The organism is Paraburkholderia sp. RAU6.4a (genome assembly GCF_050435625.1).
In the GTDB taxonomy this organism is placed as follows: Bacteria; Pseudomonadota; Gammaproteobacteria; order Burkholderiales; family Burkholderiaceae; genus Paraburkholderia; species Paraburkholderia tuberum.
Genome location: NZ_JBNDKQ010000003.1, coordinates 807,690 through 832,771, shown reverse-complemented (window position 1 = coordinate 832,771; position 25,082 = coordinate 807,690). Strand labels below are relative to the sequence as shown.

25 protein-coding genes and 3 pseudogenes are annotated in these 25,082 nt (G+C 60.7%); 9 read left to right on the top strand and 19 right to left on the bottom strand.

Translation table 11 applies throughout. From position 1 onward, the window contains the following. Nucleotides 1–283 precede the first annotated feature (283 nt). The 7 genes and pseudogenes from OKW40_RS28350 to OKW40_RS28320 all read right to left on the bottom strand — a co-directional run bounded on the left by OKW40_RS28350 (nt 284) and on the right by OKW40_RS28320 (nt 6,934). Nucleotides 284–1,653 (bottom strand): annotated as a pseudogene (locus OKW40_RS28350) (amidase). A gap of 163 nt (nt 1,654–1,816) precedes the next feature. Then, nucleotides 1,817–2,482, bottom strand: a complete 666-nt coding sequence (locus OKW40_RS28345; protein WP_429402583.1) for a GntR family transcriptional regulator — start codon at nt 2,480–2,482, stop codon at nt 1,817–1,819. Between the two features lie 47 nt (nt 2,483–2,529). Beyond that, nucleotides 2,530–3,840 carry an amidase gene (locus OKW40_RS28340; protein WP_429492869.1) on the bottom strand — a complete coding sequence of 437 codons (1,311 nt, stop codon included), beginning with the start codon at nt 3,838–3,840 and terminating at the stop codon, nt 2,530–2,532. A gap of 2 nt (nt 3,841–3,842) precedes the next feature. After that, nucleotides 3,843–4,820, bottom strand: a complete 978-nt coding sequence (locus OKW40_RS28335) for an ABC transporter substrate-binding protein (RefSeq protein WP_429492868.1) — start codon at nt 4,818–4,820, stop codon at nt 3,843–3,845. Then, nucleotides 4,817–5,629: an ABC transporter permease gene (locus OKW40_RS28330; protein WP_184063209.1), complete on the bottom strand. Its 813-nt coding sequence runs from the start codon at nt 5,627–5,629 to the stop codon at nt 4,817–4,819. The genes OKW40_RS28335 and OKW40_RS28330 overlap by 4 nt, the downstream gene beginning before the upstream one ends. Next, the gene (locus OKW40_RS28325; protein ID WP_090807368.1) at nt 5,622–6,482 is read right to left on the bottom strand and encodes an ABC transporter ATP-binding protein; all 861 of its coding nucleotides are present in this window, start codon (nt 6,480–6,482) and stop codon (nt 5,622–5,624) included. Before OKW40_RS28325 ends, OKW40_RS28330 begins: the two co-directional genes overlap by 8 nt. After that, nucleotides 6,479–6,934: a hypothetical protein gene (locus tag OKW40_RS28320; protein WP_429492866.1), complete on the bottom strand. Its 456-nt coding sequence runs from the start codon at nt 6,932–6,934 to the stop codon at nt 6,479–6,481. The genes OKW40_RS28325 and OKW40_RS28320 overlap by 4 nt, the downstream gene beginning before the upstream one ends. 96 nt (nt 6,935–7,030) lie before the next feature. Here OKW40_RS28320 and OKW40_RS28315 point away from each other — a divergent pair. Then, nucleotides 7,031–7,189, top strand: a pseudogene (locus tag OKW40_RS28315) (M20/M25/M40 family metallo-hydrolase); the annotation flags it as partial. A 140-nt stretch (nt 7,190–7,329) separates the two neighbouring features. On the opposite strand, the gene OKW40_RS28310 reads toward OKW40_RS28315, so the two are convergent. Further along, on the bottom strand, nt 7,330–7,878 hold the full coding sequence (locus OKW40_RS28310; protein WP_262420019.1) for a hypothetical protein: 549 nt from the start codon (nt 7,876–7,878) through the stop codon (nt 7,330–7,332). Nucleotides 7,879–8,048: 170 nt separating this feature from the next. After that, nucleotides 8,049–8,315, bottom strand: a complete 267-nt coding sequence (locus OKW40_RS28305; protein ID WP_184063215.1) for a hypothetical protein — start codon at nt 8,313–8,315, stop codon at nt 8,049–8,051. Between the two features lie 424 nt (nt 8,316–8,739). On the opposite strand from OKW40_RS28305, the gene OKW40_RS28300 reads away from it, so the two are divergent. Next, on the top strand, nt 8,740–10,743 hold the full coding sequence (locus OKW40_RS28300; protein WP_429492864.1) for a hybrid sensor histidine kinase/response regulator: 2,004 nt from the start codon (nt 8,740–8,742) through the stop codon (nt 10,741–10,743). Here the strand turns inward: OKW40_RS28300 and OKW40_RS28295 are convergent. The 7 genes and pseudogenes from OKW40_RS28295 to OKW40_RS28265 all read right to left on the bottom strand — a co-directional run bounded on the left by OKW40_RS28295 (nt 10,685) and on the right by OKW40_RS28265 (nt 16,602). Beyond that, nucleotides 10,685–11,434, bottom strand: coding sequence for a response regulator transcription factor (locus OKW40_RS28295; protein WP_184063219.1), 750 nt, complete (start codon nt 11,432–11,434; stop codon nt 10,685–10,687). The two genes, OKW40_RS28300 and OKW40_RS28295, sit on opposite strands and share 59 nt — an antisense overlap. A gap of 398 nt (nt 11,435–11,832) precedes the next feature. Continuing rightward, nucleotides 11,833–12,338: pseudogene (locus tag OKW40_RS28290) on the bottom strand (transposase); the annotation flags it as partial. A 694-nt stretch (nt 12,339–13,032) separates the two neighbouring features. Further along, nucleotides 13,033–13,218 carry a hypothetical protein gene (locus OKW40_RS28285; RefSeq protein ID WP_429492863.1) on the bottom strand — a complete coding sequence of 62 codons (186 nt, stop codon included), beginning with the start codon at nt 13,216–13,218 and terminating at the stop codon, nt 13,033–13,035. Beyond that, the gene (locus OKW40_RS28280; RefSeq protein WP_429492861.1) at nt 13,199–14,011 is read right to left on the bottom strand and encodes a restriction endonuclease; all 813 of its coding nucleotides are present in this window, start codon (nt 14,009–14,011) and stop codon (nt 13,199–13,201) included. Before OKW40_RS28280 ends, OKW40_RS28285 begins: the two co-directional genes overlap by 20 nt. A 373-nt stretch (nt 14,012–14,384) precedes the next feature. Continuing rightward, a complete protein-coding gene (locus OKW40_RS28275) occupies nt 14,385–15,050 on the bottom strand; it encodes a zeta toxin family protein (RefSeq protein ID WP_429492859.1) in 666 nt (221 codons plus the stop codon). Nucleotides 15,051–15,076: 26 nt separating this feature from the next. Continuing rightward, the gene (locus OKW40_RS28270; RefSeq protein ID WP_429492857.1) at nt 15,077–15,760 is read right to left on the bottom strand and encodes a hypothetical protein; all 684 of its coding nucleotides are present in this window, start codon (nt 15,758–15,760) and stop codon (nt 15,077–15,079) included. Continuing rightward, nucleotides 15,757–16,602, bottom strand: a complete 846-nt coding sequence (locus tag OKW40_RS28265; RefSeq protein WP_429492855.1) for a TIGR04255 family protein — start codon at nt 16,600–16,602, stop codon at nt 15,757–15,759. Before OKW40_RS28265 ends, OKW40_RS28270 begins: the two co-directional genes overlap by 4 nt. A gap of 125 nt (nt 16,603–16,727) precedes the next feature. On the opposite strand from OKW40_RS28265, the gene OKW40_RS28260 reads away from it, so the two are divergent. Genes OKW40_RS28260 through OKW40_RS28250 form a run of 3 tightly spaced genes read left to right on the top strand, consistent with a single transcriptional unit; the run spans nt 16,728 to nt 18,610 of the window. Beyond that, the gene (locus tag OKW40_RS28260; protein ID WP_429492853.1) at nt 16,728–16,985 is read left to right on the top strand and encodes a multiubiquitin domain-containing protein; all 258 of its coding nucleotides are present in this window, start codon (nt 16,728–16,730) and stop codon (nt 16,983–16,985) included. Then, nucleotides 16,960–18,177 (top strand): ThiF family adenylyltransferase, encoded by a 1,218-nt coding sequence (locus tag OKW40_RS28255; protein WP_429492851.1) that lies wholly within the window; start codon nt 16,960–16,962, stop codon nt 18,175–18,177. The genes OKW40_RS28260 and OKW40_RS28255 overlap by 26 nt, the downstream gene beginning before the upstream one ends. Further along, nucleotides 18,152–18,610 (top strand): DUF6527 family protein, encoded by a 459-nt coding sequence (locus OKW40_RS28250; protein ID WP_429492849.1) that lies wholly within the window; start codon nt 18,152–18,154, stop codon nt 18,608–18,610. Before OKW40_RS28255 ends, OKW40_RS28250 begins: the two co-directional genes overlap by 26 nt. A 309-nt stretch (nt 18,611–18,919) precedes the next feature. On the opposite strand, the gene OKW40_RS28245 is transcribed toward OKW40_RS28250, so the two are convergent. The 3 genes from OKW40_RS28245 to OKW40_RS28235 form a co-directional block, all read right to left on the bottom strand. Further along, nucleotides 18,920–20,572, bottom strand: coding sequence for a tyrosine-type recombinase/integrase (locus OKW40_RS28245; protein WP_429492848.1), 1,653 nt, complete (start codon nt 20,570–20,572; stop codon nt 18,920–18,922). Further along, complete coding sequence (locus OKW40_RS28240) at nt 20,569–21,624, bottom strand: DNA-binding protein (RefSeq protein WP_429492846.1); 1,056 nt, start codon at nt 21,622–21,624, stop codon at nt 20,569–20,571. The genes OKW40_RS28245 and OKW40_RS28240 overlap by 4 nt, the downstream gene beginning before the upstream one ends. Before the next feature lie 475 nt (nt 21,625–22,099). Then, entirely contained in the window at nt 22,100–22,387 is a 288-nt protein-coding gene (locus tag OKW40_RS28235) for a helix-turn-helix domain-containing protein (protein ID WP_429492844.1), read from the bottom strand. A 265-nt stretch (nt 22,388–22,652) separates the two neighbouring features. Here OKW40_RS28235 and OKW40_RS28230 point away from each other — a divergent pair, with 265 nt between their 5' ends. From OKW40_RS28230 to OKW40_RS28215, 4 genes are all read left to right on the top strand, one after another. After that, nucleotides 22,653–23,087 (top strand): hypothetical protein, encoded by a 435-nt coding sequence (locus OKW40_RS28230; RefSeq protein ID WP_429492842.1) that lies wholly within the window; start codon nt 22,653–22,655, stop codon nt 23,085–23,087. 4 nt (nt 23,088–23,091) lie between these two features. After that, nucleotides 23,092–23,877, top strand: a complete 786-nt coding sequence (locus tag OKW40_RS28225; protein ID WP_429492841.1) for a metallophosphoesterase — start codon at nt 23,092–23,094, stop codon at nt 23,875–23,877. A gap of 259 nt (nt 23,878–24,136) precedes the next feature. Then, a complete protein-coding gene (locus OKW40_RS28220; protein WP_429492840.1) occupies nt 24,137–24,532 on the top strand; it encodes a hypothetical protein in 396 nt (131 codons plus the stop codon). After that, nucleotides 24,471–25,079 (top strand): hypothetical protein, encoded by a 609-nt coding sequence (locus tag OKW40_RS28215; RefSeq protein WP_429492838.1) that lies wholly within the window; start codon nt 24,471–24,473, stop codon nt 25,077–25,079. The genes OKW40_RS28220 and OKW40_RS28215 overlap by 62 nt, the downstream gene beginning before the upstream one ends. The last annotated feature ends 3 nt before the right edge of the window (nt 25,080–25,082 follow it).

Sequence of the window (25,082 nt, the reverse complement as noted above, 5' to 3'; positions counted from 1 at the left end):
ACGAATAACGCGCTCGGGGCATTCTCTTTCGTCAAAGGCCCGCCCCGTTGCGCCACTAGCCCGCTTTTCGCGTGGGACGGATCTGGGCGCCGGATTCGGCCCTGTCCCGGCGTTTCAGCGCACCGGAGAAGGCTATCCGCCTGCGCCTCCTGCATCGCACGACAGGCCTTGTAAGCATGTCTTTATGCTGAAGTCCAGTTATCGAATATCGCCAAGAGAGCTGGCAAGATCCCTCTTGGGCTCGCATCACGAATGACAGCCTGAGTTTGTCGTCAAGCCGTCACTAGGCCATCCTCGAACGATTCGATAAGATCGGCGGGGACGACACGATAGACCGCAGCTCAGGGACCGGCTCGGACAGTGCTTTAAGATCCGGCGCAGGTCGCCGCAGCGCGTCGTCCGTAGCAAATGCCGCTTCGAGCGCCTCCGAAATGTCCAGCAACCGCCCGTCTCCACGCGCTGGGCCGACCAACTGCACACCAAACGGCATGCCGGCATGATCGACCCCGCACGGCAGCGACAACGCCGGATTGGTCATCAGCGAAACGAGGTAAGTCAGTCCCAGCCAGCGATAGTACGTATCGAGCGGCTTGCCATTGATCGCTTCGAGATGCCATTGGGACCACGGAAATGGCGTGACGGACACCGTCGGCGAAACGATCACGTCATAGTGCTGCACGAGCGACTGGAAGCGTCGATACAGCGTCGTTTGCATCTTGTGCGCCCAAACGGCGTCGCCGAGCGTCATCGATGCGCCCAGCTCGAAGTTCGCGCGCGTATTGGGTCCAAGCTGCGACGGATCGCGCTCATAGATTTCCGCGAACTGCGCAACGAAGTTCTGCGCGCGCATTACGTCGAAGCATCGGTCGATGCCGCTCATGTCGATGCATACCGGTTCGCACACCGCCACGTGCCGTGCGATCTTGTCGACCTTCGCGCGGAACGTCGCGCGGGATGCGTCGTCGAGCGCGCATACCCCGAAGTCATCGGTAAAGCCGATGCGCAGCCCCGACGCATCGATCGGACGGCGCTGCGCAAGCGCGGCCGAATCGACGTCGTAAGATAGCGGATCGCGCGCGTCGAAGCCAGCCTGCGCGGCAAGCAGCAACCGCACATCGCCGACGGTACGTGCCATCGGGCCGCTCACGGTAATCGGCGCCCACCCGAGTTCGCGCCGGTCGCCCGGCACGAGTCCCGGCGATGGCCGCAGTCCCACAATCCCGCAGACCGCGGCTGGAATGCGCAGCGATCCGCCCGTGTCCGAGCCGGTGCAGAGCGGGAGCATGCCGGTTGCGAGCGCTGCGGCCGATCCGCCCGACGACCCCCCGCGTTCAGCAGCGGCGCAAAGGGGTTGCCCGTCGCGCCCCAGACGTCGTTGCGGGTGTTCGCACCCGCGCCCATTTCGGGCGTGTTGGTCTTGGTTGTCACGATGGCGCCCGCCGCCCGAATGCGTGCGACCATCCCGTTGTCCTCGTCCGGAACGTTTGCGCGGAAGAGCTTCGAGCCATACGTCGTGAGTACGCCGGCGGTCTCTTCCAGATCTTTCACGCCGATGGGCACGCCATGCAGCAAGCCGAGCGGCTCGCCACGCATCACCGCCGCTTCCGCGCGACGCGCTTCGTCGCGCGCACGTTCGAAACACGTCGCCGCCATCGCGTTGACGGCAGGGTTAATCGCTTCGATGCGCGCGATGCACGCGTCAAGCAGTTCGACTGGCGAGACACTGCGATCGCCGATCAGTCGGCGCGCATCGACGGCGGAGAGAGAGACGAGAGAGTCGTGCGTCATGGGCATCGAGGAGGAATCGGATAAGAGCTCAAGCCGCCGCTGGCGAAGGCAAGGCCTGCTCGACACAGGCGATGATCGCATCGCGCGTGTTCTCGAGATGCGCGTACGTCTGCTCATGCACGGCGCGCATATCGCGGGCGCGGTAGGCGTCGAGGAGATCGGCATGCTCGCGGTTGTTGCTGTCGAGGATATCGCTTTTGACGTGCATCGAGAGGGACACGTAAGGCCGCGCGACCAGCGACAGCCCTTCGACCAGTTCAAAGAGACGCGTGCCGGCGGCGCTCGCCATCAGATGCTTGTGGAACTCCTCATTGAGGATGGCCCACCTCTCGGACGACAATGTCGCGCACATTTCATCATGCACCTTTTCGGCGGAGGCGAGCTCGCCATCGGTGGCATGCGTGCAGGCGCGTTGGGACAGCATCGGCTCGAGCACCATGCGCAGTTCGTAGATTTCGCTGACGTCCGCGGCCGTGAGCGCGCGTGTGACGACGCCCTTGTTGGGATCGATCGAGACCAGCCCTTCCGCGCGCAGGTCGCGGAACGCTTCGCGCACCGGCGTCGTACTGACGCTGAGGCGTTTGGCGATCTCTTCCTGCCGCAGCCGCGTGTTCGGTGGATACACGCCGTTGAGAATCTCGGCGCGCAACGTGCCGAGCACGTATTGCTGAATCGTACGAAAGGGCTGGCTCATGTTCGTCTCCGTGAGCGGTTGTTATCGTATGTTGCGCATTTCGTCGATCAAATGGTGACGGCGCGTCTTTCGAACTTCAGCATGCTTTCGATGCGCGCGGCAACGCGCAGCAGCTTCGCATCATCGCCGAAAGCGCCGACGATCTGGAAGCCGAGCGGCAGATTTGCATCGCTCCAGCCGGAAGGCACATTGACGGCGGGCGCCCCCATCAGGCTCCAGGGTGCGCAGAAACGGGCGTCGCCCGTATCGGCGTGTCCGTGGGGCGCTTCACCGCTGGCGGGCAAGGTCACGAGCGCGTCGCAGCCTTGCAGCAGCGCGGCAGACTGCGAGCGCACGTGCGCCTGCAACAGCAAGGCTTGCTGATAGCGCTCGAGCGGCATCGCCTGGCCTTCGGACAACAGCACGCGCATGTGTTCGCTCATCAGCGCGGGCGCGCGTGCGGCTACATCGCCAATGGCGCGATACGCCTCGACCGCGAGAATCGTCAGTGTCGCTTCGCGCATTTGCGGCAGGTCCGCGCCGTAGTCCAACTCGACGATGCGCGCGCCGCCTTCGCTCAGCGTCCGCAGCGATGCATCGAAATTGGCGCGTTGATGCGGCGCGATGAGTTCGTCCCAGAACGGCGTGCGAACGACGCCGAGCGTGAGCGCGGAGGTGCCGCGCGGAAAGTGATCGCGCCACGCCGCTTCGCTTTCGACCGCCTGAAGAGCGCCTTCGACGAACAACGCATGCGCGACGGCGACATCGTCGACGGATCGCCCGAAGAATCCGACGTGATCGAGCGACGCAGCCAGCGGATGCACGCCTTCGCTCGGCACCGCGCGATACGACGGCTTGTAGCCGACGATGCCGCAATACGCGGCCGGGCGAATGATCGATCCGACCGTCTGCGTGCCGATGGCGAGCGGCACGATGCCCGCTGCGACGGCCGCCGCCGATCCGCTCGACGAGCCGCCCGGCGTGTGCGCACGGTTCCACGGGTTGACGGTCGCAGCCGGTCCGCGCCAGGCGAATTCGGTCGTCGCGGTCTTGCCGAAGACCGTCCCGCCGAGCGCGCGGATCATCGACACGATGCGCGCGTCGCGCTCGGGCCGATGCCCGTCGTAAGCCGGCGAGCCGTAGCCCGTGGGCATGTCGGCGGTATCGGCGAGATCCTTGACTCCGATGGGCACGCCCACGAGCGCACGCGCAACGGCGCCGCGCACGGCGTACGTATCCGGCCGATGCACGAAGGCCCGAAGCCACGGCTCCAGCGCATCGGCGCGGGCCTGCGCGTCCAGCAGCGTCGCGCGCGCGGCGGCTTCGTCGTGACGATTAGCGAGCAGTGTTGTGAGCAATGATTGATCTGATCGATTCATCGTTACTTGCTCGCGGCTGCGGCGAACGTGTTGTCGACGCCATGGGCATAAGTGATTGCGCCGGGTTTGATGTTGCCGATCGACTCCTGCAGATCGAGCGCATTGCGGAAGGCCTGCTCGGAAATATCGGGCGTGGCCGCATAGATCTTCTGATCGATGAGACGCTGCACCGCCGAATCGACGATCTTCGGATCGAGCGATGGGAATTCGGCGCGCGCGACGCTCTTCGCCGTGTCGTGCGATTGCTGAATCAGAGCTTCGGCTTCACCGATCGACTTCACGAACGCGGCTACCATCTTCGGCTTGCTCTTGACGGTGAGAGAGAGCGTGTCGATGGTCGAGAATGCATAGCCGCCCGGATACGCCTTCGGGAACGCATACACGATGCGATAACCCTGCGCGAGCCCCGTTTCCGCTTGCGGCATATAGAGCGCGGCGGCTTCCGAGCGCCCCGCCATCACCGGCGCGAGTTCGGTGCCGATCTGCACGGTGTTCATCTTCACGTCCGCGAGCTTCTGTTCGCTGATGAGCCGTTGCAGCAGATACGTGCTCGTCGACGGCGGCAGTGCGGTCGAGACGCTTTTGCCTGCGAGATCGCCGACGCCCTTGACCGTCGAATCCTTCGGCGCGATCACCCACACCGGCACGCCGGCGACCACGTTGGCCACGTTCACGAGCGATGCGCCCTTGAGGTTGGCGAGCATGGCGGTCATCGGGTCTTGCAGCGAGAAGTCCGCATGACCGCCGATCACCGCTGCAACGCCCGCCGCGCCGCTGCCCGCAGTGACCTTCTGCACGGCAAGGCCGTTCTTCTCGAAGATGCCTTTGTCGATAGCCACATAGAGCGGCAGGTACTGGATCGACTGAAATGCCTGATAGATGACCACCGGCTCGGCGGCCTGAGCGCTCGTCGCGCCGATTCCGGATGCGACCAGACATGCGGCCGCGATACTATTGAGCAGAGCGTGTGTCTTCTTCATTTTTTCTTCCAGGAAATGATCTTCGCTTCCGCGAGTTGAACGATCCAGCTGAGAACCGAGGCCATCAAGGTCAGCACGATGATGCCGAGCCAGACGGTATTGAGATCGAAGAGCGAGCCCGCGACGAACACCGCGTGACCGAGCCCCGACTGCGATGCAATGTATTCGCCGACGACCGCGCCGATCAACGCGAAGCCGATGTTCACGCGCAGCGTCGAGAAGATCCACGGCAGCGCGCTCGGAACGATGAGCTTGGTGAAGATCATCGACGGCTTCGCCTTGAACGAATGGAAGAGATTGAGCAGGTCCTTGTCGACTTCACGCGCGGCGGCGCAGGACGAGATCATCGCGACGGCGAATGTGGAGATGCCGGCGAGCCATATCTTCGACGAGGCGTCGGAACCGAACCAGATCACGATGAGCGGTCCGAGCGCAATCTTCGGAATACTGTTGAGGATGACGGACAATCCTTCGGCGACACCCGAGACTGTCGGCAGAAACCACAGCAGCAGGCCGAGACCGATCCCGAGGCCGCTACCGATGGCGAGACCCGCCAGCGTTTCATAGAGCGTGACCCAGGTGTCGGACACGAGCGTGCCCTGCGTCAGCCCGATGACGGCGGCCTCATAGATGCCGGACGGCGAGCCGAGCAGCTTGCCGTTGATCCAGCCCGCGCTAACGGCAAGTTGCCAGGCAAGGACCAGCGCAACGACGATACCGAAGACGGCGCCCGTCGTGCCGAACTTGCGGCGCGTACGGCGTACGGCTTTCCTTGGCGTGACGTTGGTGGACAGAACGGCTTCAGTCATGGACGGCTCCTGCAAGGATGCTCGATGGAGCGACTTCATCTGCGTCGCGCGAGGTGACGTGTCCGCGCAAACCGTTCCAGACACGCGCGTGATAGCCGCGGAACTCGGGCGCCTCGCGCGCGGAGACGGCATTGCGCGGTCCGTGCGTCGTCAGTTCGATGTCGATCTGGTCTTCGATGCGTGCGGGCCGCCCGCCAAGCAGGATCACCCGATCGCTCATCGCGATGGCTTCTTCGATGTCGTGCGTGACGAGCACGACACTCGTGCCGCTTTGCGCACGCAGCGCGATGATGTCGTCCTCGAGTGCGAGACGCGTTTCGTAGTCGAGCGCGGAGAAGGGTTCGTCGAGCAGCACGAGCGTCGGATCGACGAGCAGTGTGCGCGTGAGCGCAACGCGCTGTCTCATGCCGCCTGAAAGCGAATGCGGATAGGCATCGGCGACGGCGCCGAGCCCGTAGCGCGCGAGCATCTGCCGCGCGCGGGCGACATCATCGGGCCGGACCTTGCGATACAACTCAATGCCGAGCAGCGCGTTTTGCAGCACTGTGCGCCACGGCATCATCAGGTCCTTCTGCAACATATAAGCGATGCGGCCCGCTTCCCCATCTGCGCGTCTGCCGACCGATATCTCGCCTGACTGCGGCGTGAGCAGGCCCGAGATGAGATTGAAGAGGGTGCTCTTGCCCGCGCCGCTTCGTCCGACGATGGACACGATCTCGCCATGTCCCACGGAGAAGTCGAGCCGGTCGAAGATGGTCACGGTCGAGCGATCGGGCGATTGAAATCCGTGACTGAGCTGCCGCACGCGCAGCGGTTCCGCGAACGTGTTGACTGTTGCGTTCGATCCCTTCATGTCGTTCCTCGCAAGGTCTCGTACTGGTGAAGTAGTTGCTGCAATGCATAATGCACAATCAAAAATCGGAAGCTGTCCTCGTCAAAAAAGTTTTTTCTCGGTGGACTCGCATGGGATGCGTCGGTGCGCAAACCTGGTGCCGCTGCGCCTCTGCAGTGCGCGTCGCTGTGCGAATCGGTGCATGTTGCGATGAAACTGTGCGGGGCGAGGCGTGAATTCAATGGCACATTAATCGCTTCGTGCAAGTCTCTTGAACGACGTTCATTCCGTTGGAAAGCCACTGCAAAGAGCGATTGCAAAGACAGGAAGTGTTCGATCCGTGCACGAGCGATCAGCCGATAGCCGCCCGAATCGTCAGCTTGCTCGACGGCGACAGCTTGATCCTGTCTATCGATCGACTGGCCGCGTTCGGACACCGCACCGATGGCGCGTGTCTCGAGAAGCGCTGACACCGCGAGATCGCGGCTGGGAGACTTACGTCGACGATTGCGCGAACCTGTCCTTTCGTCGCAACTGTCTCGAGGATCTGCCACCGGTCCTGACCGGCAATCGATACACAGCCCGCAGGCGGACGCCTGGACGGCGCTTACGGCGGGCTGGCAGGGCTCGAAGTGCTTCGCGCGCTGGATCCAGCGGGCATCGCGACACGGCATCCTGTCGAGGTCGTCGCGTGGACGAACGAGGAAGGCAGTCGTTTTGCGCCCGGCGCGGGGGTTCGAGTGCGTTCTCGATCCCGCATTGCTCGCGGGCTACCGCGAATCGCGCGACGCCGGAGGCATCCGGTTTGGAGATGCGCTGGATGAAGCGCTTGCGGCAACGCCCGTCATTGCGGTTACGTGAAGACCCGCTATCGTGGTCTGATGAAGAACATCGCCCAGATCACCACGCTTCGGGGAAGTCGAAGGACGCGATCGGACAGCAGCTCGCCGGTGAGAAATGCGACGGGAATAACGCCTGCCCACGCGAAATGACGCCTAATGCTATCAGCAACCTCCTTGCCAGTGGCTCCGTCGCGCCGCCGGATATCGGTGACGATGAGATCGGGAATGCGGCTGTCATCGGCGAGGATGACGTCAAATCCATCCATCGATTCTGCGGCGTGCACGAACGCGCCCGCGCTCGCGGCACGTTCCAGTGGAATGGTGACGAGCAAACCGACGATATACATCATCGGCACCATCGTGGCGTGCGCAATCACCGACTCCACGCGCGCGTCGACGCTCTGGCCGCTGGGCTTGAAATAGAGCATGACCAAGTAACTGACAACGCATAGCCCGATCAGCCACGCCGCCGTGATCCCTCGGAGCCGGAATGCCATGAATATCATGAAAAGGGAAAACGTCAGGATCGGATAGGCTTGCCGCCAAGCCAGGTCGCCCGGATAGATCTGCACCATTCTCAGGACCGCGCACCAGCAACTGATCGTCCAGACACTGAGCAGCTCGACGGCCCTCCGCTCGACGAAATAGCATCGTTGAGATCCAGAACTGAGGGATCTATACACGCCGACGACGGTGAAGGTGACGGTTCGATAGTCGAAACATCCTTCTGGCCCGCGCCCCTCACCTAGCTGCCTCGGTAAAGCTCGACCATCTTCGCTGCTTCGCCATTTTTCTGGAAATCCTCCAGCTCGCGCATCACCTGCTCGCGTGTTTTTCCGGGGAGAACAGGATCTGCCGATGTGGCAGCCGGAACCGCGACCGCCGGAGCCTGCTGGGTGCTGCCAGCCGCTACGGACTCCTGCTGGTTGGTCGCTGATTGGGCGAAGCATCCATCTGCTGTCACTCCAGCCACCACGACAAGACAGACGGTAACCGATTGATAAAGTTTCATGAGAGTACTCCTTCGAAGTTTAAGAGATCGGCGTGTTCACTCTCTCGCCGACCCACAGCATTCTTCGCACGAGCCAACGCAGATTCGGCCTCCTTGCGACGATCAGCCGATCCAGGTGCACTCGATGACTGCCCTGTCAGCGTTGCTGTCATATTCATTCTTGGCCAGCCGAAACGCCATCGCAACGCACATGCGTAGGCGATGAACAACCACCGTCGGCGAAAGATGTATGCACTGTCGATGTCCGATCCCAATCCCGATCCCGATGACGTGTCGGACATTCGCCTCCCGACGGCGGTCCTTCCTGAACGGTCCAACTGCGGGCACGTCACGTCGCTGATACATTTGTGGCTGATGGTAGGGAGGGCGACCTGCTATTCTGTTTTTATCGCACCGCGGCTACGGACGAGGGCGTTGTGCATCCGTGGCCTTCGACATCGCTTTCGCTGCAATTCGCCGCATTGCTCCGTTAGCCACGATCGGTGGAGATCTTTCCAGCCAGTGGTGCGGCGATAAAGCTCATCGATGTGGAGCACTATCCCACGGTGATTTTTCTGGTCCGGCAGGCCTTATGAAATTGTCAGGCTTCGTGGTACGCAAGTTTGCCTCGGCAGATCTCGAGCGCGCGTTCCGTACTGACTATGCGCGCCGCTACGCCGGCCAACGCAGGCTGGCTGGCGCCGCCAGCCTCCTGCTGTGGATCCTGTTTGCTCGCCGCGATTGGTGGCTGCTGACCCGGGTCGATCCCGGCATCATCTTTCACGTTGGCTATCTGCGGCTCGCAGGTGCCGTGGGTATGGCTGTGCCGATATGTTTGATGTGGGGACCGCGTGCCTTCGACGAACGCTGGGTGGTCGGATTGCTTTGCGTATGGATGCTGAGCTGCTGGTTCACCCTCTTGCAGTTGATGGAGCTTTACCCGGCGGCCTTGGCTTTCCGGGAAGTATTCCCCGAATTTTTACTTGTCCTTTTCACGATATTCACATTGCTCCGACTTCGAGCAATCACGGCAGCGTGGTTAGTCGGGCTGGGCGTTGTAAGCTTTCACCTTACCCTTTCTCTCTGGCCACGGACGGGCGCTTCCACGGTGGGCGCTGGCTGGGCGTCGCGTGGGTCTGTGTTGGCCATCATGTATTTTATGGGCGTTGTCATCTGCATTCAGTTTGAACGCGCTGCCCGCCGTGAATTTATGTTCAGGCGGACATTGCGCGCAGCAAACGCACGCGTTCAGGCGGCGTCCTCCGCTGTCAAACGGCAGAATGAACGCATGAGAGAGCTGGTCAGAGAGAAGGAACGGTTCTTTTCATCGGCCTATCACGACATCCAGCAGCCGCTCGCCGCAATCAACCTCTTCATCCGCAGCGCGCGGACAAAGCTCGAAGCTGGTCACGCCGCAACGCATGATCTCGACGTCATCGAGGAGACGGCAGGCGACATCCTCGACATGTTCAAGAACATTCAGGACTACAGCGAACTAGGTTCGTACGTTCCAAGCCTGTCGCCGATCGATACACAAGCCGTGCTGGCCGATGTTTTTGAACAATATCTTGAACCGGCGAGATCGCAGGGCATCGAAATCAGAAGCACCATGCGCTTGCGCCGCCCGCCGCCCATTGAAAGCGACCGCTCGCTGTTCAAGCGGGTATTGTCCAACCTCGTATCGAACGCGATCAAGAACACCCGCATGGGAGGCGTCGTTATCGGGTGGGTGGAGGTCGGTGAACGGCTTCGCATCGACGTCTGGGATACGGGCGTCGGTATCTCGCCCGCACATCGGGATGCGATATTCGCCGAGTACTATCAGATTGACAACCCGGGCCGCGATCGCTCGAAAGGCTTGGGGCTCGGGCTGTCCATCGTCCAACGGGTCATTGGGATTCTGCCGGGGCACAGCTTGAGGTTCTATTCGGTCGAAGGGCGCGGGTCGCACTTTTCCCTGTACGCTCCAATTTCGATAATGACGCCGGTCATCGGGACGGAGGACCGAAAGGATGATGCATACACATCCGTGCTCAAGGGCAAATACGTCCTGCTTTGCGACGACGAACCGACCGTTCTCGAAGGTCTGCGGCGGCTGTTTATCAGCGCGGGCGCACTCGTGGATACTGCCGGGTCAATGACGGGCTTCGAAGCGATTCTGGCCGATGAAGGCCGCGCACCCGACGTCCTCGTCACCGATATACGGCTGCGCGAAGGGCCAAACGGCATTGAGCTTGCCGAACGGATCAGGCGGCGTTTCGACTGGGCGGGCGCGCTGCCCGTTGCGTTCATCACGGGCGAGCTGATTTCCCCGCCCTCACTTCGCGATTTTTCCCAGCCTTTCGTGTTGCTGCGCAAGTCTTCCGCGCCAGAAAACACGCTCGTTGAAGTCAGCCGGTTCGTTGCCGCCCAACAGCCGGCAGACTTTTGTCATGTGCGGGATCCGTGACTGGCGGAACGCCAAGTTTGATCCCTCTATCTGCAAGCATCACGATCAGTTCCGTACGGCGCCGCAGATTGAAATGCGCGAGCAGATGACTGATGTATTTCCGTACGGTAATGTCCTCGAGCCCCATTTTCAGCGCGATGACCTTGGATGGAAGCCCGCGCACCAGCCACGCCAAGGTTTCGAACTCTCTCGGAGTCAGTCCCAGTTCAGATGCGGTGCTCATTTCTGAGTTGCCTCCCGACTGGTGGTTCCGAGGTTCATCCGCGGGGGCGTCGTCTGTGCTCATGTCACGCCTGAGCGTCGCGATGCTTGACGCAGGCAGGAATACGCCGCCGGCCAGCACCGCGCTTATCGCCGCATGGAGCGCTTCAGGAGATGACGATTTGGGCACGTATCCCATGGCGCGAAGTTCGATGCATCGGCCAATGGTTTCCACGCTACCGTCGGCCGAGATCACAATCACCGGTAAAGATGGGCGCGACTCCTTCAATTCGGCAAGCGCGTCGCAACCGTGACCATCGGGAAGGTCGAGGTCGAGAAAAACGATGTTCAGGAATTCGCCGAGCGCATGATTCAAACCTTGTGACAACGTACTCGCGTGCAGCAACTCGATGTCCGGAAAGATCTGTCTCAGCAGAAGCGCCAGTCCGGCTCTGAACAGTTCGTGATCGTCGACGATCAGTACGCGCATTCCATCGTCTCCCTGAACCGCTTTCGAAGCGGGCCGCAATGACGCAGCGGATGATGCTACATCCGTGGCGGTCTTGCGTTGTGTCAGACCAATAGTACATGCAGTGTACCGATGCCCCGGACGGCGACGGCTGACCAATAGGACATTTCCTCGAATGTGGCGGTTTTTGCCCGTCGTCCGGCGATTCAAGCCTACCGGAATGGGGATAAACTCACGAGCGGACGCTTCAACTTCACCTGCTCGCGCAGCGGTTGGCGGAAGAAATCTCCCTCTGGCACCGGAGTCTTCGGGCCAATCCCCACTTCGTCAAAATTTGCAGGATTCGTGCGGCAATATGCATGCACCATGTAAATCACGCAACTCCATTTCCGCATCGGATTCTTGCTGCGTAAGCCGCTGAGAGTTGTTCGGGAACGCCTACTTGGGCAGAGCGATCGCCCTTGTCCGTGTTGAAGATCGCCGCGACTTTTTTTGACAGTACCAGCAGCGCTGCTGTCTCAGCCAGCGCCTTCTCCTTGCGCCGCAGTTCGCGTTCCAGTTCGTTGATGCGGCGCTGATCCTGCTTCGTCTGCTGCGGGCTCGTGCGGGCTTCTTCGGGCTCGGCCAGCGCCTGCGTGGCCGCTTGCCGCCACTGCGCCAGTTCCTGCGGATACACGCCATGCTCGCGGCACCACGCATTGCGCGCCGTCTCGTCCATCGCTGCCGTGTTCAACACCGCCTCGAAACGGGCGGCCGCTGTCCATGCCCGCTCGCGAGCGGGCATGGACAGCGCATCACTGCGCCAGCGCTCCAGCGTCTGCGCGCCAACACCGATCTCTCGCGCAACCTTTTCCACTGATGCGCTCTCCGGCGGCAGCAACCGCGCCACCGCTCTGTCCTTGAATGTCTTTCCGTAACGCGCCAACTTGTTCTCTCTTTATCGCCCCCAGATTCCAATTTTATCCAGGCGACAACCATTGTGACGCGGGGGGATTAGACGGCGGCCGAAGGTCTGAAAAGTCCTTCGAAGCACTTTCATGGTAGATATCAATAACGACTGCGATCGCAAAGTTAACCGATAGTTGACCTTTCTAGAGGTAAAGCGATAGCTTGTCTCTTGCATCAACTATCGCTTAATTCCTCACCCGCTGTCGAATAAAGCAAAAGGCGAACAAATTTAAAGTAAAACCCGAACGGTAAGTAGGGGGCCGGATCTCGCGTTAACGCGATGGTTAAACCACAAATTGAGCGTTTCTTGCAGAAATTAGTCAAAAAGTGAATTCAATTGCAACGCGTGGCTAAACCATTGATTATTCGGGAATTACCTTGTGAGTAATTGGTGCCTTAAAGCAGATCTTGAGCACTCGGTCGCGGGAATGCGTCGCGAGACGGTGCATGGCGGAGAGTTAAGCAGAATTTGAACCGTCAGGCCGGCATGCGTGCGAACGGCTAGTGGTTTTACGGTCCGATGTTGTTTAGATTTGTAGGATGCCTGCCCTCGACCACGGACATGAGCGCGGGCCACAGGCGCATGCGGGCAGGCGTCGTACAAATCTAAACACAGGCGGACCGTAGATACTTCTGCACGAATGTCTGGTTAGTTCGCCTTCAATAGCTCTTCAGCGCCCTATGGGGCGAGCTTCTAGCTTTTCGATGAGTGCGGCAAATGACGGAGTTGCAGTAAGCAGTTGATCTAGTTCGGTGTTGCGCGCATAGCGACGTGCCATCTTTCCCTTGCGAATGGACAGCATCATGGTGGAGTTGTAGTAGTCGGTCGAAACGTAGTTACCAAGCCAATCCTCCAATGGCTCCTGTAAGGCGATCAGTTCTGCGCCCGCTGGCGTTAAGGTTCTCCATGTGTTTTTGTTGGAGTTCGAAGTCCGAGATCGGTGTAATAATCGCCGCAACGTTTTTTTTACCTTCTCTCCGAAGATGCTCTGCCAACGGTGCCACGGAGAGTTGACCTCCGGCCGGGAAGACCGAGATCTTCGCTGGCGTCTCAAACCGACTTAGCAGTTCTCTTAAAGTTCCAACATCGTCCACACTTTCGACCAAGATAATCCACTCTGAAACGGAGGCTTCCGCGCCCAGCGTTGATTGCTCCGCCAGATATGTTTCCAACGGAAAGAAGGGCTGTCCATAATCGGCTGCATAGCGAAGCTTCACGCGCATAGCCTCGCGCATGGTGATATTTCCGTCTTCAATCAACAGTAGGTCTTTTTTGCCAAAGAGGATGAGGTTCAACTCTTTGCCGCACAGCAACGCATCCACAGCTTCGGTGCTGAAGTCAGACATGGAAAAGAAGGTACCGATAGTGCCTTCGAGTTTTCCGTCGACCTTCCCTTTAAAGGCATATAGAGCAGACGCCGGAATGGGGTTGGCGTGCCATTTGGCTTCTAGCAGGAAAAAGCGATCGCCCATCGCAAACGAGCCGTCGATTTCTTCACCACCGGGGCGCATACTGGCCCGAGGCTCCATCTTCTCGCGCGCGAGGATCTCTTTGAGCACTCGCTCAAAGGCTCTACCGCGCTGCTGGAACCAATAACGATCAGCACCAGCGGGTACCTCCAGCAAATTTCGAAGCTTCAGGTCAGTCACGCGAAATCCTCAGCTGTTGGCCGCTTTGCGGAGAAATGGTATCAAAAAATGGCAGCTGAACGGCTGCTATTGGTTAGCGGGCGAAACCGCAGGTGCTTTGCCAGATACAACCATTCAGCGAGCGGCGAAACGGGATGCGCCGCGCGCTCATCTGAAACCACTTGACGGACTGGCTCAGGGCGTGTTGCGGACGGTCGCCAATCGAACGACCGACGGCAGTTGCAGGCAGCATTGCCGAGATTCGTGACGCCGTGGCGGCGAATGTCGGTTTTCGCTTTTGGCGAACGGGCCTTGTCGATGCATAAAAGGCCCTCGACTTTGCCGATAACAGACGTAGATATCGATGACGCTTCTGTCAGCGTCGATTGTCGGTCTATCGAACGATCAGCTGCCACCACTCTGGCATATCATCGCGCTGCGCTATAACGACTTTATTTTTTACAACGGCAATGGGCCTATGTGTCCCTCGTCCGGCCTCGAGTTCCTCCGTGTTATCAAAGAACATCGCCAATGGCACAATCTGCATTCCTCGCTTCGCGTTCTCAAAGACGCGTGGGAACCGCGCTTGCTGGACATCGGTAGGCACGTCATGCCCTCCTGCCAGAACGCGAGCGCGAATGCGTTCCTCCGCAAGAGTGATGTCATCCAGTCCGACGAACAACATTACGACAAAATATCCTGCCTTTACGCCTCGCGTGAGTTCAGCAAGCTTGTATCCCGTGGTATCCGAAAAAACAGTTTCGTAGACGAAGTGCCACTGCGCCTCCGGAGGTGCCGATAGCATCAATGCCCGACGACGAGTGGCTTCTGTTTGCCCTGTCCTGGCGACTTCCGATGCTTGATGGGTAGCTTGATTATGTGGAGCAACGACATTCAGTTCGCGTTCAATCTCGGTAGCGTTGACGTACTCAGCCTCCCACTCGCCCTCCAGCATCGGCTCAAGCATCTCACGCCAAAGCGTGGTCTTACCTGCCCCGTTCGGGCCGGCAATCATGACCATTGCCGGTTTTGTTCTTGCACTGGCTTGAAGTTCGCTCAAGAAACACTTCAGAAGCTCGTCGCCACTCAATCGAGATTCATCCCAAATTTATCTGAATTCTTCTGCAGCTTATCAATGCCTCTCTTGAGGGCAACACGTTGCTCTGTCTGATGCTGCTGCACCCGGACACTCGGAGCTGTTGCTCTTGCAAGGAGTTCATATGCTCGCGCGAATTGCAACGAATCCAGATTGTCCCGGCAAAGCATTTGAAAAACCGTGGCATCCTGGCCTGGAATTGGCTCTACCAGATACTTTCCGCTCAATGGAGCGTAACCACGCCACTGCTTGGCTATCTTGTAGAGGCTCCACAGACGGCCTCGATTGGATTGATTGAGTTTTTCCAGTAAATCGGTTCGTAGCCATGCGTAAACGGTTATCCGCTCGATATGCAGAACTTGCGCGAGCTGCGTAACGTTCAGTCCAAACGCTTCTCGCAACTCCTCTACCATCTTTGCTGGCGTAGTTAATGTTGCCTCAGATTGCCGGGTATCAAAGCCAAGTTTGAATTGCAGAGGTACTGCAGCGTTAATACTTGTGCCTTTATATTGCCCAGGCTCCTCAAGAAAGAGAGCCACCGTTGCAATAGCAGTCCCTACGTCAACCGAATTCGCCGTCACATTGCATACGCCAGTAGCGCCAGATTTGCGCCACATTGCATCCGAGCCGAACATCCATGCCAACTTTGCGTCGTGCTCCGAAGCGTAGATCATGAGGCCCTTCCTTCAATTTTTGTTGGATTCCATTCTTCATCAGCCAAGGGACTGATCATCGCGCGGAATGCAGAAGATACGTCAGTATGCATCTGTCTAAAAAGCTCGTCGAGATTCGCCCGATCTACGGAATGCTCATTGCCATCAATCCATCGATCGCTGTCAATTACTCCACATTCAGCATGTATTGCACTGGCTGATTGCTGACGTGGGGTAAGCATGCCCTGCAAATCCATGGGAAGTGACGGCACACCAATTCCTCGCATGAACTGTAGCCGTAGCCTACCTTCTGGGTAAGCCAGATCCATCATGGAAACGCTCAAATCAGGACTGCGCAGCGCACCGGGCAAAACTGGCATACCTGCAAGATTCCAGGGGGCTTTTACATACTCTTCTGGTTTACGGCCTGACTGCGGAATTATGAAGTCGACATATCGCAAGCCAAGACGCATCACTGAGGATACGTCGACGTCTTTGAGCGCTTCCGTGATTTCAAGCCATTGATTTCTGAAATTGTGCGAATCGAAATACGACGTAACTGCATAGGTGAGCGCGCTCTGCTCAACTCGCACCATTGCATCCACTTCACTGTTCACAAGGTCGTAAATGACTGACTGGGCCGCTCGATTCGGGCTCGGAGTCGGGGCGTCCAGCGTGATTTCGAAGTTCAGCGCGTTCGTCTGATTTATCGTCGGAAATTTATATCCGACCCTCTTTATGATTGCGTCGCGCAGATGCTCAGGGGCTGCAGCTGCACTAGGCAGAAATCGAACCTGCGCAAGCACAAAGACTAGGGGCGCAGACGCCCATTGCCCTTTCTGGCGGGCGGTGTCGCTATCCAAGCGGCCTCCATATCTGTCGTCGGTGAAATTCATTTTACACGTCACTTTACACCTTACACAAAATCTGACACAATATCCTTGCCTTACAAGAAATCTTACAGTTTTTACCCGACAAGGAGTGTGTCATGTCACACGCAGAGCACCACAAGCCGAAGTTCATCCTCAATCTGAATGAGGTTGAGCACCACCATGAAGAGTTGAGCTACGCCCAACTCGTGTTTCTGGCGTATCCGCAGGATCCCCCCGCAGACACGTCGGACAACATCTACACGATCACGATCGAATACGAGAACGGTGAAACCATTTCGTTCGCTCGTGGCGACAAACCCGTGCCTATCAAACAAGGGATGGTCTGCAATGTCCGCAAAACCGGCCGTTCTTGAGTCGACGTTAGCCCCCTTCGTCACGAAGGGGCTGCGCGTATCGGTGCAGGGTTCCTACCTGCTTCTTCATGACGTACCTGTCGTCGACGACAAACGGCAGCTGCGTCTTGGGACCCTCATCGCGACGATTGTCTACACCGACAGTCAAATATCCCCGCCGGCCACGCATCAGGTGTGGTTCGACGGCCCGTTCCCTTGCTTTGCCGACGGCACGGCGCTCGAGCAGTTGCGGCATTCGGACGTCGCCGGAGGATTCATCGCAGAGGAGGTGCCTGGCAAATACTTCTTCTCCAATAAGGACGAAGGCTGGAACGGCTACGCGACGCATTTCGACCAGTTGATGCACTACTGGCGGATCATTACGGACCAGGCGCGCGTGATAGACCCGCAATGCACCCAACCTCTGGCGGCTGGGTCTGCGCAGGTGGAAGCTCGAAAAAGCCCTTTCCGGTATCCGGACGCGGCTTCCGCGCGTGGCAGATTCGAAATGGCTTCCCAGAAACTGGCCAAGCTTCGTATCGCCATCGTGGGTCTCGGCGGAACTGGCTCTTACGTGCTCGACCAGGTAGCGAAAACACCTGTGAACGAGATTCACCTCTTTGATGGAGATAAGTTCGAGATTCACAATGCGTTCCGAGCACCATCGGCTGCGCAAGAATCTGCTTTCGGCAAGATGAAAGTCGCGTACTTCCGTGACCTGTACGATGCGATGCATACAGGCATCGTCGCGCACGAAACGTATTTAACCGAGGTTAATGTTGGCCTGCTGTGCCAATACGATTTCGTCTTCGTCTGCATCGACAAAGGATCGCCACGCAAGTTGATCTGCTCTCATCTCATCGACTGCGGAATCGCATTTGTCGACTGCGGGATGGACATGTCTCTGTCGACGAATGATCAGATCTACGGAACTTGCCGCGTCACGATGGCCCGCCAAGGCATGAGTCAGCATTTTTTCGAGCGCGCACCGACGATGGAAGATGCCGGCGATGGGCTGTATGACCAGAACATCCAGATCGCCGACGCGAACGCGCTGAACGGCATTCTCGCGGTCATGCGATGGAAACAGCATTTCGGCTTTTATGCGATGAACTGGGACTGGCATCAAATGGAATTCGTGACGAACACCATGACACTTGTGCGAAGTGAAAAATCGGAAGGCGGACATGAGACTCCATCAGATAACGCCTGAACTGATCGAACTGGCGCCGCGCGAGCTTCAACCGGGGCGGCTATACATTAGTAGCAAGTATCGTGCGGCGGTCCATCTGTGTTGTTGCGGTTGCGGGGAGAAAGTAGTCACTCCGCTTTCGCCCGCCGAATGGCATGCTGAGGTGTCGAACGGACGCGCGACTTTATCCCCGTCAGTAGGCAACGGGGCGATGGCCTGTCGGTCGCACTATTTCATACGGGATAACCGCGTGATTTGGTGCGACCCGCTGACGGCCAAAGAGACCAAGGCAGTATTCGCCCGTGATCAGCGCGCTTTGCGCGCACTACATCGCAAGGCCGAACAGGATGCTTCCCATATGCCTGACGCATCACCGTCGAGCGAGCTGCCGAAGGTGCAAAAGGCAAACTGGTGGGCACGCTTGCGCGCTATCTGGCGTTGGCTCATGGGCTAAATTCCGGAACTGCCAGATTCAACTGTCGGCATGCATTTTTGCGCATAACCCGACCAGTTTGATTGCCGCGACCGCCTCAAGGACGGTCGCGGCTGTCTTCCGTGAGTCCAGCCCTAATCATCGTTAGGTCGGGGTCGAAAGTGCGCATTTGTGGATAGCAAGATCGACATTCGCGGCCACGGGGGACGAATGACAGATGAGCTACCTGAAGCTGCCTCTCGATCAACGAGAGTCGAATGTCGGCAATGGCACCGACGAGCGGCCAAGGGCCCGGGCACCCGATCGTATCTCGAGACTCGAACACTCAACTCAGTTTGGATCCGGAAAACTTCCCTCCACAAAGTCCCGCAGCTGCGTGAGGTCCGTGCGCGCATACGCGGCCGTCGTCTGCACCGACGCGTGCCCGAGCAGCGTCTGCGCGACGGGGAGCGGCACGGCGTGATCGACCGCCAGCGTGCGCGCATAGCCGTGCCGCAGCCAGTGCGTCGACGCTGCGTGGATCAGCGCGCCGGTCGCCGTGTCGCCGGCCGGAACCTTTGCTTCCGCCGCCAGCAGCACCGCTTTGACTTCATCGTAGAGGCCGCTGTGCCCGAGCGCGTCGCGCTTCTCGCTGTGAACCAGCGGCACCGACTCGAACGGCGCGGGTTCGGCGGGCAGACCCCGCAGGACGCGATAGCCACGCAGCACGGGCGCGCAGCGCGACGGGAGTGGAATCGCGCGAAGCTTGCCGCCCTTGCCGCGCACGTGCAGCGTCCAGTGACCGTCGGTCGCGCCAGACGGTGCGTTCGCCGGGCCGGCCGCCGTGGCCGGGTCCGGCTCGACACTCAGGCGTGGCAGTCCCTGTTCCGCGGACCACTCGAGTTCGGCCAGCCGCACGCCGGCGAACCGGTACAGCGACCAGATCGCACAGCGGCGCGCCCAGACGAGGGGGGATATTCCCGGCGGCCGCACACCGGCCGTCACCGTGTCGCACAGCGCGAGCACCCGGGCGGGCAGGATCCGCGCCGGCGTCCACGTCATGCGGGCGGCGCCACCGCCCGACTGCTCGGCGGCCGGATTGATCACCAGGTAGCCGGTCTTCTGCCAGTAACGGAACAGGCTCGAGATGACCGCGAGTGCGCGGCGACGGCTCGCGTCGCTGCGGGACGGTTTGCCAGCACGTGCCGCATCGGGTCGGAACGGGATCCTGGACGTGGCGCCCCCGATGCTGCCCGCAGGGCCGAGCGTTTGGCGGAAAGCGAGCAGGTCGTCGCGCGTCAGGTCGGATAACGGCCCGCGCCGGTGCGCCTCACACCAGCCGATCAGGCGGCGCACTTCCGTGCGGTACGCGCGCAAGGTGTGGGGTGAGCGCTGCGCGCGGTCGCGCAGAAACAGCGCGAGCGCCCGCGCGTCGTCGGTCACCCCGAGGGAATTGGTGGGCGTCACGTTCACGAAGCGGCCGGCGCGGGTAAGCCACATGCGCAGCGTCGTGGGATCGCTGCGAGGCGTTGAGACCAGGGCGACCAGTGACATCGCGTCGGCGACCTCCGTACCGGTGGTCTGGACAGTCACATCAGCGGGAGGGACGACCCCGTCACCCTCACTGCCCGCAGTCACGCCAGGCCGGTCTGTGCTGTTCGCTGTGCCGTCGGGCAGATGGCAGAACCGGCGGCGGCGCGCGTGCAGCACGCGGGCGAGCACGGAATCGGGTGAGGGCGCTGCGGCGGCGGCCACGAAGTGCAGGCGTCCGTGCGCCCAGTACTCGATCGCGGCATCGTGCTCGAGCAGCAGCGCGAACACGGCGGGGTGCGCCCGCTTCGCATCGGCGAGCGACGGCGCCGCGCGTTTCAGCTCGGCGAGGGTCCAGCGGCGGTACACCACGTGACCCAGCGCCTCCTCAAGATAGGCGAGCGCGGCGTCCACTCCGGGCGGCAGCCGCTGCGGTGGCAGGAGGCCCGCATCGACCCAGTCGGCGGGCGTCATGATGACGGACTTTTGCGCGAGCGGGATGAGCGGGACTCAAGGCGCGGCGCAGCGGCGACGGCGTGCCCGGCGTTCGCGTTCCGTGGGGCCTTGTGGCGGGGCGGGAGGGCCGGCGTGGCCGGGTGCGCAGGCTGTCGCGGCTTGAGTGTCTGGATGGCCTCCAGCGCATGGCGCTGTCCGGCGACCACGGTCGCGAGTGCCGCGGCCTCGGCGGCTGCCTGCCGGTGGGCGTCGCGTGCGGTGGCCACGTCCCCGAGCAGCCGCTCGCGCAGTCCCTCGAGCGCGGTGATCCGGCTCTGCGCGTCGGCGAACTGTTTTGCAAGCCGCTCGCGCTCGGCGGCGAGCGCGTGACGCTGGTGCTCCGTCTCCTGCAGCAGGCGCTTCGACAGGCCGTCATAGCGGGCCCGCATGTCGGCCAGTTCCGTCGTGTGGGTGTCTCGCAGGGCCTCGAGCGTGACGCGCGCGGTATCGAGCTGCGTCTGCAGGGCCGCCGCGTCCGCGGTCAGGGTCTGCGCGCGCTCGGTCGCGTGGCGGCTGCTGGCGCGTAATTCCGTCAGCTCGGCGTCGCGGGCGGAAAGCCGCTCGCGCAACTCACCGAGCTCAATGCGCAGCATTTCGCTGCGCACATCCGCGTCGTGTCGCGCGGTGTCGGCGTCGGCCGCCACCTGTCGCGTGTGCTGTTGCAGCCGGACGACGTCGTCGAGCTGCACGCTGACGGCCGCGGCCCACAGGGCGCGCATCTGTTCGGCGATCGGCTCGGGCAGGCCCGGCAGCGCCACCTGCGCGATGCCCGCCTGCACGAGCTCCGCCTCGAGGTCGTTCAGCGCGCGCGACAGCACCGCGGGGTCACCGGCGCCCAGGCGCGCGCGCAGGCGCCGCACCGACACCGCGCGGCGGAAGCGTTCACGGGTGACGGGCGCGGCAGATGAAGACGCAGAGGCCGGCGAGGGCGGTGAGGCCGACGCGGTGGCTCCCGCGTCGCCGGCCTCGGCGAGCATCGCCAGCACGGTGGTGCGGATCTGGTCGGGGGTGACGGCGGCGGGGCGGGCCATGGCGGGACTCCGGCGCCCCATGGGACGGGGGCGCGGCGGTGAATCGGTAACCGCTTTAGTCTAGTTCACGCACGCGCCGAACGTCAGGAAACCATTTTTCGCGCGGAAATGGCGCGTGTTGCGGTGATAAACGCCCTTATCACCGGAAAACGCGGACGGCTCCCACGACGGCGCGCGGGCCACCTCACGCTCGTGCGACCAGCAAGATGGGACGCTCACTTCGACAACTGACGGTGTACCGCTGTGCCTTGCCAGAAATCGAAGTGCCGGGGACGTCAGCGGCGCCTGACGGCAGGATCCGGATCGGGCGGTTGACGCCGCATTGCGAGAAATGCCCGTTCGAAAAATTCCCGTTTGACGCCTTGCAGCTGTCAGGCCCACCCCGGTGACTGTTCGTCTTGAACGAGGGCGGGGCCCGTCGAACTACCATGCGATGCGACTGTGTGCCGCCGGAGTACGTCAACTCCGGGACGCGCTATCGGTCAGCGAGGGTGTGCAAGAGTTGAGTGTGCAATGCGGCGGTGACCCGTTCGATCTCTTTCGGAGTGAGTCTGTCCATGTAGGCGACGGCCAGCAGCGTTAGCGGATGGATACCAAGCACTTCGGCAAACTGTTCAATCTTTCCGATCGTAGGCGATTTCAGGTTTCGCTCGACCGTGCTCAGGTAGGTGCGGCTGGATACCAGCGAGAAGTCTTCCTGTGTCAGGTTTTTTAGCTCTCGAAGCCGTTGTAGGGCGGTGCCGATGGCGGCTGTGGGGCGCATGCAAGTCCTCCTGATAAAGGACTTGATGTACTCATCGCGAATACTAAAGGGCTACAATCTATAGTGTTCATTTGATATAATTTTGCATAATTTCCCGTCGCGGCCTGCATGCAAGCGGCCGGTTGTCGGGGAAACGGACACGGGCAGGTCGACGCTGGCACTGCGCCCTGCGACCGGGCGACACTTACTGCTGATGATTTGAGAAGCTGAAGTTATGTTTTTAACGTGTGAACAGAACCGCCTGCCGGCAGGACCCGGAGTGACGTTGTCGGCCGTTGCCGAGATGGCGGGTTGTGGTGATGTGCTCATCCTGCAATTTGCCGCCAGCAAACGCGACCTGCCCCGGGTTGTCATGGTGGAATTCGCGTCGGGTGCTGCGAAGACGCTGCTGCAACTGACGGCAGACGGCCAGATCGTGCGGGGCGCGGCAGTGCTGAGCGCGAAACCGCACAAGGACTCGGCACAATGGAGTCTGCAGCCGCTGAGCGAAATTCACATCGGCGCAACCGCAGCCTATGACGAGGACCATCCGCTGGTCTCGTTTGCGCGATTCACGACAGCAGGGGGTGAGGAATTCTCGATGCCTGTCGGTATCGCCGAGAAACACTCTCCCGGAAAGCGCATCTACCCGTCCACGCCGGCGCGTTCGTCAAAGGGTGGCCGCCGGAAACCGACGGTTGATGTCGCAGGTACGAGTTGACGGCATGCGTATCCAGATCGCCTCGGATCTGCATCTGGAGATCGTGCACCAGAGTTTTCCAGGCTTCAACCCGGTCGTGCGGTCCAATGCGGACGTGCTGGTGCTCGCGGGCGACATTGCGAAAGGGGCCGATGCGATTGAGCCGTTTGCGCGCTGGCCGGTGCCCGTCATCTACGTGCATGGCAACCATGAAGCGTATGGCACGGAGTACGACACGCTGGCCAACTCCATCCGTATGCGCGCGGCCGGTACTGCGATTCATTACCTTGAGCGCGACACGTTGGTCATGGGTGATGTGCGGTTTCTCGGTGGTTGCCTCTGGACAGACTATGCGCTCAGTGGCGTGCGCGGCCGGAGTATGGCGCTGGCCGGGCGGATGCTGCATGACCATCGTGTGATCCGCGTCGGCGACGGCACACGGTTTCGGCCGGAGCACGCGCTGGCGGAGCACGAAAAGACAGTGAAGTGGCTGCGGACCGAGCTGGCAAAGCCCTTCGACGGGCGCACGGTCGTCGTGACCCATCACGGCGTTGCTCCGCCGTCGGTGCATCCGCGCTATGCGAACGACCCGGTCAACGCTGCATTCGTGAGTGACCTGCGACCTGTGCTCGAGCTGGCCGACGTGTGGATTCACGGTCACGTGCATGACTCGTTCGATTATCGCGTAGGCCAGTCGCGGGTGATTGCCAACCCGCGCGGCTATGCGACGAACCGTCTGATGGCGGTTGCGCCGACCGACCTGGAATGGGAAAACCCGGCGTTTGATCCGGCGCTGATGATCGAGTTGTGAGCAGCTATGCCGTGGCGCGCTGAGGCGGCGCAAACGTTCTGGCAATGTGCATGGGCGCTGCCGAGAGGAGCTCGCCTGCAAAAAAATGGTTGACCCCCAGGACGACGGACTCGAGGGAGCATCTCGACATGGAGTGCGCTTGACCAGGGCGAACCGGCGAAAAAGGCGGCGACAGTCATTGCCGCCTGACGGGAGCAGCGCACAGTTACGGGCGCGCCTGAATGCCTTTGCGCTCGCCGCGCGTAAAACAGGAACAGCGATGACGACAGCCCTCCACAGTCTTCAGGTTCAGCGAGAAGACACGATCCTGAAAATACTGGCCGAGGGCGAGTGGATTGGGGCAGACACCGTTCCCGCGGACGTAGCCGGATGGCAGCAACGCGGCTGGATCTTTGGCGTGGAAGCTGAAGGTCAGCGGTACTTTGCCCGATACCAGTTCGATGATCGTGATCAGCCGCTGCCGGTCATCAGGGACATTCTGGCAGAGCTCGGACCCGCCACGGACCCGTGGACAATTGCCGCCTGGTTTCACTTTCCCAACGGCTGGATTGTGGAGGAGGGTTGTACCGCCCCGATCGCGCCCAAGGATGCGCTTGATCACCACGTTGCGGTCGTTGATGCCGCACGCCGGTTCCGCGGAACATTCGGAGCATAACCATGGACGAATTTCCCGACCCGACAGGACCTTTCCGACCGGAAACGGTCCGGTTCGGGCATTCCCGATCAAGGTTGCGCTGACGCGCAAGACTGGTTCGACTTTCTCAACGGGCATCGCTGATGCCAGGATGCAGGTGTCAGCCCGATCTGATGGGCACATGTCCGAACGCGCGACCGCCGCGTGGCAGAAAAAGGCTTATGTCATTGACGACGCGGATTGCGTCCAGTATCTGAAGCGACTGCCCGTGACACGTGGCGCGTCGGCTAAACGCCCGCAAAAGGAACAGCGATTGATGAGCAGCAGGGACCACATCCGGTATCAGGCGAAAGAGGGCGGTCAGCCCGGCTGGGATCTTTACGCCGAGATTTTTGAGCCAGAGGACGTCGTGTATCTGGAACTTGACGGTGTAGCCGCTGAAGTCACGATGCTCGGGAACCTGGAGCGCGGGCCGGGCACGGTGCTGTTGCGCCTGCCGGTCGCCACCGCGAGGCAGCTGGGTCTCGTGCCTCCGGGCTGGAAAAAGTCGGGCTGGGAAAGGGAGTAGGTC

Bases quoted from the DNA above. Each gene is read 5' to 3' on its own strand.
- OKW40_RS28310 (WP_262420019.1), bottom strand. From the start codon at position 7,878: ATGGTGCAGATCTATCCGGGCGACCTGGCTTGGCGGCAAGCCTATCCG.
- OKW40_RS28225 (WP_429492841.1), top strand. From the start codon at position 23,092: ATGCGTATCCAGATCGCCTCGGATCTGCATCTGGAGATCGTGCACCAG.
- OKW40_RS28340 (WP_429492869.1), bottom strand. From the start codon at position 3,840: ATGAATCGATCAGATCAATCATTGCTCACAACACTGCTCGCTAATCGT.
- OKW40_RS28235 (WP_429492844.1), bottom strand. From the start codon at position 22,387: ATGCGCCCCACAGCCGCCATCGGCACCGCCCTACAACGGCTTCGAGAG.
- OKW40_RS28335 (WP_429492868.1), bottom strand. From the start codon at position 4,820: ATGAAGAAGACACACGCTCTGCTCAATAGTATCGCGGCCGCATGTCTG.
- OKW40_RS28330 (WP_184063209.1), bottom strand. From the start codon at position 5,629: ATGACTGAAGCCGTTCTGTCCACCAACGTCACGCCAAGGAAAGCCGTA.
- OKW40_RS28245 (WP_429492848.1), bottom strand. From the start codon at position 20,572: ATGACGCCCGCCGACTGGGTCGATGCGGGCCTCCTGCCACCGCAGCGG.
- OKW40_RS28270 (WP_429492857.1), bottom strand. From the start codon at position 15,760: ATGATCTACGCTTCGGAGCACGACGCAAAGTTGGCATGGATGTTCGGC.
- OKW40_RS28345 (WP_429402583.1), bottom strand. From the start codon at position 2,482: ATGAGCCAGCCCTTTCGTACGATTCAGCAATACGTGCTCGGCACGTTG.
- OKW40_RS28255 (WP_429492851.1), top strand. From the start codon at position 16,960: ATGTCCGCAAAACCGGCCGTTCTTGAGTCGACGTTAGCCCCCTTCGTC.
- OKW40_RS28250 (WP_429492849.1), top strand. From the start codon at position 18,152: ATGAGACTCCATCAGATAACGCCTGAACTGATCGAACTGGCGCCGCGC.
- OKW40_RS28220 (WP_429492840.1), top strand. From the start codon at position 24,137: ATGACGACAGCCCTCCACAGTCTTCAGGTTCAGCGAGAAGACACGATC.
- OKW40_RS28295 (WP_184063219.1), bottom strand. From the start codon at position 11,434: ATGCGCGTACTGATCGTCGACGATCACGAACTGTTCAGAGCCGGACTG.
- OKW40_RS28325 (WP_090807368.1), bottom strand. From the start codon at position 6,482: ATGAAGGGATCGAACGCAACAGTCAACACGTTCGCGGAACCGCTGCGC.
- OKW40_RS28260 (WP_429492853.1), top strand. From the start codon at position 16,728: ATGTCACACGCAGAGCACCACAAGCCGAAGTTCATCCTCAATCTGAAT.
- OKW40_RS28240 (WP_429492846.1), bottom strand. From the start codon at position 21,624: ATGGCCCGCCCCGCCGCCGTCACCCCCGACCAGATCCGCACCACCGTG.
- OKW40_RS28305 (WP_184063215.1), bottom strand. From the start codon at position 8,315: ATGAAACTTTATCAATCGGTTACCGTCTGTCTTGTCGTGGTGGCTGGA.